This window comes from Variovorax sp. 01T439_2, from assembly GCF_056398445.1.
The window spans coordinates 1-6,773 of the sequence record NZ_JBFTPJ010000238.1 but is presented as its reverse complement, the minus strand read 5'-3'; the positions used below and the strand labels follow the sequence as shown (position 1 = coordinate 6,773).

Below are 6,773 nucleotides of genomic sequence, written 5' to 3'. Positions count from 1 at the left end.
CGGCAGCACGACCTTTACCGACTCTTCGAGCTACGCAAGGACTGTCTCGGGCTTGGGCAATGCCAAGATCTCCACGACGCAAAGTGTGTTCGGCGGATCATCGATTTATCTGGACGGGGCTGGCGATGCGCTGTCCGTGCCGCACGCGGCGAGCCTCCAGGCGGGATCGAGCGACTTCACCTTCGAGGCGCGCGTGCGTCTGGACGACATTTCCAGCTACCACGGCATCTTCTCCAAGCGCGCCACCGATTCGGGCTCGAGCGGCGAGTGGCAGGCCTTCTTCAATCTCGCCTCCAGCAAGTGGACGATGGGATTCAACACCTCCGGCACTGCCTACCCCGGTGTCGATAGTTCGGTGTCCGCATCTGCGACCACCTGGACGGCCATCTGTGTGGAACGCCAGGGCACAACGGCTCGGATGATGATCGGCGGCACAGTGGTCGCTACGGCGACGGTGTCGGGGGCGTTGTTGACCAGCACGGCAAACCTGATCCTAGGCGGCGCGGGCAACGACCTGGGTGCCCCGTGGAAGGGCTACATGGATGAGATCCGCTACACGATCGGCGTCGCCCGGTACGGCGGCAACTACACGGTGGCCGCCGGGCCTTTCCCCAATGCGTGACAAGCCGACGACCCCTCAAACCCCTGCGGCGGGTTTCTCCCGATTTCTGAAAGGACCGCATGCAATCACCTGACCTGACGCCGGTCCACCTGGTCACGATCATCGCCGGCATCGTGTTCGGCCCCTCCGTCGCCGTGGTGGTGGGGCCATACGTCGTGATCGCAATCTGCTCCATGGGCGGTGCGGGGGTGATGATCATGCAGCGGGAGGGCGACAGCCTGATTCGCGCATGCGTCTACTTCGGCGCGGCCGTGATCTTCGCCCTGTTCGGCACGGTGCCGCTTTCGATCGGCGTCGCGTCGCTGTGGGGGCCGTTGCAGGAGAACTGGCTCTATGGACCGTTCGCCGCCGGCTTGGCGTTCTCCGCAGACAAGTGGACCACCTTGATCCTTCCTTGGGCCGCGAAGAAGCTGAACAAGTTTGTCGACATCCTGATCGCGGCGAGGGGCAAGCAATGACCTACGACGGCTATTTGCCTGCGGGCGTCAACGGGCTGCTATCCGCGGCCATCGTCTTCATCTGCATCTGCCGCGCTCGCAAGATCAACAGGGCCGTGCTCTGGCGGGTGCGCGTGGGGTACATCGGGCTGCTGATGGGGGCGGCAGCGAACGGATTTTCGCCGTGGCTGTGGGAGTTGCCCAGCTGGCCCTCTGTCGCGTTTGCACTCGCCATCGTAGTCAAGCTCGCCATCGAGAGCCGCGACTGGCGGGATGGGCCGCCATTCACCTCAACTGGCCCTGCGCCGCTGGGCGACCTGCCGGAGATCAACAGATGAACGACGAGCTCAATATCGGGCCCGACGGCGCCGAGATCTGCCACCACTACGAGCAGCTTCGCCTGCAGGCCTACCCCGATCCGGGATCGCCGCGCGCGAGAGCGCTGCGTGCCGGCAGGCCGGCCGCCGGGCTGAGCGGCGCGCCCTGGACCATCGGCTGGGGCGACACCGGTCCCGACGTGGTCGAGGGCCTGACCATCACCCGGGATGAGGCCGACCGCCGCTTCGCGCGCCGCATGGCGCTCGAATTCGAGCCGGCGGTGCGCAGCGCAGTGAAGGTGCCCCTCAACCAGCGGCAGTTCGATGCCGTGGTTTCGATCTTCTACAACGCCGGCGTCGGCGCGCTCTCCGCGTCGACGCTCGTACGTGTGCTCAACCTCGGCGATTTCGCTGGCGCGGCCGTGCAGTTCCTGCGCTGGGACAAGTCCGGCGGCGAGGTCATGAAGGGCCTGCAGCGCCGTCGCGAGGCCGAGCGCCTGGTGTTCCTGGGGATGGGGGCGCGCGCCGCCATCGTCTCGGCTGAGGCGAAATTCCCATGATCGGCCTGCCTGACCTCAAGACCCCGCTGCTCTGGGTGCTCGGCCTCGGCTTGGTTGCGGCGCTGGCAACCGCCGGCGTCGAGCGCACGCGCGCGGCCGGCGCCCGGGCCGACCTGGCCGCCGAGAGGCGCGCCCGCGCCGAAGAGAACACTGCCCGCGCCTTGGCCGCGCTGGCCGACCTGCAGCGCACCGTCGCGCTCGTCGCGGCGCACGCCCAAACCCAACAGGAGAACGTCGATGCCTACGAAAAGAAGCTGGCTGTGCTGGATGGCCGCCGCCGCGCTGCTGCTGGCGATGCTGAGCGGGTGCGCCAGCAATATGCAGCCTTCTCCGCCCGTGATCGGGACCAAGCCGCAAGCGACCCCGCTGCCTGCCAGCGTGTCGCGGATCGATCCGCAATCCTCGCGGCCATGGCTGCACGAGGTCGAGAGCTACTTGAGCGAGGTCGACTCGTTGTTGAGGGGCGAGACAACGAAGTGCAGCTTCTGCTCGGCACCGTGAAGAACGATCGCGGGCTGCTCGCGCCGCCGTAGCGCCAATCTATCTCGGCAGCACGCGGATGCCGGCACCGTCGTCATCGTTGACGTGAAAGCCGGTCGAGCAGGGCGGATTCATGCGATCGAGCGCGGCGTAGCCTTCTTCCGCATGGACAACGCACCACCAGGTCTGCCGGGTGTGCACGGGCTTGCTCTTGACGCCGCGGAAGGAGATCTCGACGCCGTCGACCATCAGGCCGCCGTCCTTGATCGTGAGCACGCGCGCGTACTGCAGCACCGGCAACAGGTCCGCCTCCAGATTCCGGGGGTTGAGCAGCCGCGCCTGCCAGGAGCGGCCGTAGTGGGCTGCATTGGCCTTGCGGAAATCCAACCAGCCGCGGCAGCCCGGCTCGCCGCTCACCTGGTTGCGCGAGCGCCAGTTCCCGTGGCTTCGAAGCAGGATGACATTGCATATCACTGGATAAGCATACAGTATTAATCCAGCGCAGAATCCGGCCGCGTGCAGCCGTTGCATCGGGCGCTAAGATCTGGATGGCGCGCGAGGATTCGAATCCCCGTGTGGCAGCGGTCGATGTGGTAAGGGTGTGGTAAAAATTCGTTCATGCCCGCGCAGGCCGCGCCATTGCTACAAACTGGACGGCCTCCGGTTCCGCCAGATAGCAAACGAAAACGCCCCTCACGGGGCGTTTTTCATTTGGGCGCTGCAACCGCAGCAGCCGCCCCCTGCAGCGGCCCCCGCACGCCGTGACACATTGTCCCGCTCCTGGGACATCGCCGGCCTCCTGAACGCGCCCTGGCCCCGGTGCCCCCTCTGGGCGCATGGACGGAACGGCCCTTGCTATGACAAGCGAGTCCATGACCTCGCCTCATCGCACACCGCCGCCCATGATCTCCGCCGATCTCGCCATTGCTTCCAGGCTCGACCAGGGCGTTCGCACCGTGAGCGTGAGCGCGCCCGGGCGCCTGCACCTCGGTTTTCTGGACCCCTCGGGTTCGCTGGGACGCGCGTTCGGCAGCCTGGGGCTGGTGATCGACGGCTTCACCACCGATCTCGAACTGTCGGCGTCCGCGTCATCGGACCAGCTGTCGGCCGACACGCCGGCCGGCGGGGCGGAGCTGGCCCGCGCGGCGGACTATCTGGCGGTGTTGAAGCAGCGCAGCAGCCGCCACGCGCCGCTGTCGCTGAGGCTGCGCCATGCGCTGCCGGCACATGCGGGCTTCGGTTCGGGCACGCAGCTGGCGTCGGCGATCGGGCGGGCCTTTGCCGAATGGCATGGGCTCGATCTGGACACGTGCACGCTGGCGCACTGGCTCGGGCGCGGCCTGCGCTCCGGGATCGGCATCGCGGGGTTCGACAGCGGCGGCCTGCTGCTCGACGGCGGCCCGGGCGCCGACGGGTTGCCCGCACCGCTGCTCTCGCGCATCGAGTTTCCGGAGGAATGGCGCGTCATCGTGGTCCAGGACCCCACGCACAAGGGCCTGTCGGGCGGCGCGGAGAAGAAAGCCATTGCGGCCTTGCCGCCCYTGCCGCAAACGGGCGCGGCCGAGATCTGCCATCAGGTGCTGATGCGGGTGCTGCCCGGCGCCGCGCGTGCGGAGTTCGCGCCGTTTGCCGCGGGCATCAATCGCATGCAGCAGCTGCTCGGCGAGCACTTCGCGCCGGCGCAGGGCGGCATCTACACGAGCGCTGCGGTCGGGCGGCTGATGCACTGGTTCGCGGATGCGAGCCGCGGGCATGACGCGGCCATCGGCCAGAGTTCATGGGGCCCCACGAGCTTTGCGATCGTGCCTTCGCACGTGCGGGCCGAGATGCTGGTCGATGCGGCGCGTGCCTCCGGGCAGCTCGACCCGCGGCTGGAGCTGCGCATCGTCTCGGGCCGCAACCGCGGGGCGGTGGTGCGCGGCCGTGCCGCCGAGCCGTCCAAGCGCTGAGGCCGCCGCAGCCGCAGAGCACCCGCCCTCAACCTTCCACACATCAACATCAACCCACGCAGGTCCTCATGGAACGTCCCCGCATCCTCCACATGTTCACCCCCGGCCAACAGATGAGCCCGTTCGACATCAACATGGCAGCGGACGCCGGCTACCAGATCATCGTGCCCTACTGCGAAGTGGGCCTGGACCGCATCACCGGGCTGACGCAGGACACCATCTTCTCGCGCGGGCCCAAGGGCGTGGCGCGCACCGGCATCTTCATCGGCGGGCGCGATGCGCAGCTGGCGGCGGACATGCTCGAGCGCGCACGAACCTCGATGGTCAAGCCCTTCGTCGTCTCAGTGATGGCCGACCCGAGCGGCGCCTACACCACGGCCGCGGCCATGGTGGCCTGCGTCGAGGCCGCGCTCAAGCGCCACCATGGGCAGGGCCTGGAAGGCCAGCGCGTGGTGATCCTCGGCGGCACGGGGCCGGTGGGCCGCGTGGCGGGCGTGATCGCTGCAGGAGCCGGTGCCGAGGTGTACCTGTCCAGCCGCAACGGCATCGACGCGGCGCAGGAAGCGGCCGACGAAACCGGGCAGCGCTTCGGCGTGAAGCTGCACGGCCTCTCGGGCGGCGACCCTGACGCCGTGCGCCGCTCCATCGCCGATGCCGACGTGCTGCTGGCCTGCGCGGCCGCGGGCGCGCAGGTGGTGTCCCGCGAGGCACTCGGCGCCGCGACGCGGCTCAAGGTGGCGGCCGACGTGAACGCCGTGCCRCCCGAAGGCATTGCCGGCGTCGGCGTGATGGACGACGCCAAGCCATTGGCCGGCACGCAGGCCGTGGCCATCGGCGCGCTGGCGGTGGGCAACGTCAAGTACCAGACCCAGCATCGGCTGCTGGTGCAGATGTGCGAGGCCGAAAAAGCACAGGTGCTGAGCTTTCCCGAAGCCTTTGCGGTGGCCCGCGCATTCCTGGTCGAGCAGGCCGGAAAGACGGCTTGAAGCCAGCTGGAACCATGCAGACGATCGCCGTCGCTGCCATCTCCGCGCGCGCCATGGCCGAGGCGGCGGCAAGCGAGGGCTTCAAGGTGATCGCGCTCGATCTGTTCGGCGATGTCGATACGCGCCGCGCGGCGTCGCGCTGGCTGCCGATCGGCGCGCCCGGCAGTTTGCAGATCGATGCGGCCAGCGTGCTGGCTGCGCTGCGCACGCTGGCAGAGGACAGCGAACCGGTGCTGGGCTGGATCGCAGCCAGCGGTTTCGAGGGCGAACCCGATTTGCTGGAAGAGGGCGCGGCCGTGCTGCCGCTGATCGGCACCGCGCCCGCGGCCGTGCGCCGCCTGCGCGATCCCGCGGCCTTTTTCGGCTTTCTCACGGCGCAGGTCATCCCCTTTCCGCAAGTGCTGCTGCAGCCGCCCGAGGACCCCACAGGATGGCTCATGAAGGACGCGCACGGCTGCGGCGGCTGGCATGTGCGCCATGCGCCGTGGTCGATCGACGAGCCGCCGTCTTTGCACCACTACTTCCAGCGCGAAATGGCCGGGCTGCCGATGTCGGCCACTTTCATCGCCAATGGCCGCGATGTGCATGTGCTCGGCTTCAACGAGCAGACCGTGCGCCGCTTCGGCACGCGGCCCTTCGTGTTCTGCGGTGCCGTCGGGCCGGTGCCCGTGGCAGAGGACATCGCGCGCCGCGTGACGGCCATTGCGCGCGCTCTGGYCGTGGAGTTCGAACTGCGCGGCCTGTGCAGCCTCGACTTCATGCGCGACGGCGACGCCATCGGCGTGCTGGAGGTCAATCCGAGGCCACCGGCCAGCATGAGCCTCTACAAGGCGCCCGCCGCCTCACCAGGCGTGATGCAGGCGCATCTGCATGCCTGCCTGCATGGCGAACTGCCGCCGCCGGCGATGCCACTGCATGCGCTGGAGGTCGAAGGCATCGAGATCGTGTTCGCACGGCAGCCGTTGCAGCTGGATGCGGCCGCGGCCGAGCGCCTCGCCGCATGGCCCGGCATCCGCGACCTGCCCGAGGCCGGCCAGCGCTTCGACATCGACGACCCCGTGTGCACCCTGACCGCAAGCGGAAGCAGCGCGCAGCAGGTGCGCACCCGCTTGAACGAAAGCCGCGAGCGGCTGCTGCAATCACTGGAGACCAAGGCATGAGCAACACTTCCCCGCCCGCGGCCGCGTCGGGCCTGAGCGTCAACCTGCTGGCCCGGCCGCTGGTCGAGCGCCTGCTGGCCGATGCCGATGCGCTCGGGCTGCAGCTGCGCCGCGACGACAGCGGCGCGCGCATCGTCGATGCCGGCATCGAGGCACGCGGCAGCGTGGCGGCCGGCCTGCAGATCGGCGAGATCTGCATGGGCGGGCTGGGGCATGTGAACCTGCGCAGCGGCGCCGCAGCCGAGGGCTGGCCCACGTGGCT

At 68.8% G+C, this 6,773-nt stretch carries 10 protein-coding genes; 9 read left to right on the top strand and 1 reads right to left on the bottom strand.

Annotated elements, in window-relative coordinates; all coding sequences use genetic code 11:
* The 5 genes from AC1DOC_RS13375 to AC1DOC_RS13355 form a co-directional block, all read left to right on the top strand.
* Nucleotides 1-622: LamG domain-containing protein (locus AC1DOC_RS13375; protein WP_478129915.1), on the top strand; the 622-nt coding region annotated here is incomplete at its 5' end.
* A gap of 59 nt (nt 623-681) precedes the next feature.
* Nucleotides 682-1,080, top strand: a complete 399-nt coding sequence (locus AC1DOC_RS13370; protein WP_478079208.1) for a hypothetical protein — start codon at nt 682-684, stop codon at nt 1,078-1,080.
* On the top strand, nt 1,077-1,397 hold the full coding sequence (locus AC1DOC_RS13365) for a hypothetical protein (RefSeq protein ID WP_478079207.1): 321 nt from the start codon (nt 1,077-1,079) through the stop codon (nt 1,395-1,397). The genes AC1DOC_RS13370 and AC1DOC_RS13365 overlap by 4 nt, the downstream gene beginning before the upstream one ends.
* The gene (locus AC1DOC_RS13360) at nt 1,394-1,936 is read left to right on the top strand and encodes a lysozyme (protein WP_478079206.1); all 543 of its coding nucleotides are present in this window, start codon (nt 1,394-1,396) and stop codon (nt 1,934-1,936) included. Before AC1DOC_RS13365 ends, AC1DOC_RS13360 begins: the two co-directional genes overlap by 4 nt.
* Nucleotides 1,933-2,469, top strand: coding sequence for a hypothetical protein (locus tag AC1DOC_RS13355; protein ID WP_478079205.1), 537 nt, complete (start codon nt 1,933-1,935; stop codon nt 2,467-2,469). The genes AC1DOC_RS13360 and AC1DOC_RS13355 overlap by 4 nt, the downstream gene beginning before the upstream one ends.
* Before the next feature lie 7 nt (nt 2,470-2,476).
* Here AC1DOC_RS13355 and AC1DOC_RS13350 read toward each other — a convergent pair whose 3' ends face one another.
* Nucleotides 2,477-2,833, bottom strand: a complete 357-nt coding sequence (locus AC1DOC_RS13350) for a hypothetical protein (protein ID WP_478129914.1) — start codon at nt 2,831-2,833, stop codon at nt 2,477-2,479.
* Nucleotides 2,834-3,318: 485 nt separating this feature from the next.
* Between AC1DOC_RS13350 and AC1DOC_RS13345 the strand changes: the two genes are divergently transcribed.
* The 4 genes from AC1DOC_RS13345 to AC1DOC_RS13330 all read left to right on the top strand — a co-directional run.
* On the top strand, nt 3,319-4,365 hold the full coding sequence (locus AC1DOC_RS13345; protein ID WP_478079203.1) for a beta-ribofuranosylaminobenzene 5'-phosphate synthase family protein: 1,047 nt from the start codon (nt 3,319-3,321) through the stop codon (nt 4,363-4,365).
* 68 nt (nt 4,366-4,433) lie between these two features.
* A complete protein-coding gene (locus AC1DOC_RS13340) occupies nt 4,434-5,351 on the top strand; it encodes an NAD(P)-dependent methylenetetrahydromethanopterin dehydrogenase (protein ID WP_478083344.1) in 918 nt (305 codons plus the stop codon).
* A gap of 14 nt (nt 5,352-5,365) precedes the next feature.
* A complete protein-coding gene (locus AC1DOC_RS13335) occupies nt 5,366-6,511 on the top strand; it encodes an ATP-grasp domain-containing protein (protein ID WP_478129913.1) in 1,146 nt (381 codons plus the stop codon).
* Nucleotides 6,508-6,773 (top strand): methenyltetrahydromethanopterin cyclohydrolase (locus tag AC1DOC_RS13330; RefSeq protein ID WP_478129912.1); only part of this gene is annotated, 266 nt, incomplete at its 3' end. The genes AC1DOC_RS13335 and AC1DOC_RS13330, both read left to right, overlap by 4 nt.

What these genes read in the sequence shown, in the direction of transcription:
- AC1DOC_RS13370 (WP_478079208.1), top strand. Translation starts at nt 682, where the DNA reads ATGCAATCACCTGACCTGACGCCGGTCCACCTGGTCACGATCATCGCC.
- AC1DOC_RS13365 (WP_478079207.1), top strand. Translation starts at nt 1,077, where the DNA reads ATGACCTACGACGGCTATTTGCCTGCGGGCGTCAACGGGCTGCTATCC.
- AC1DOC_RS13360 (WP_478079206.1), top strand. Translation starts at nt 1,394, where the DNA reads ATGAACGACGAGCTCAATATCGGGCCCGACGGCGCCGAGATCTGCCAC.
- AC1DOC_RS13355 (WP_478079205.1), top strand. Translation starts at nt 1,933, where the DNA reads ATGATCGGCCTGCCTGACCTCAAGACCCCGCTGCTCTGGGTGCTCGGC.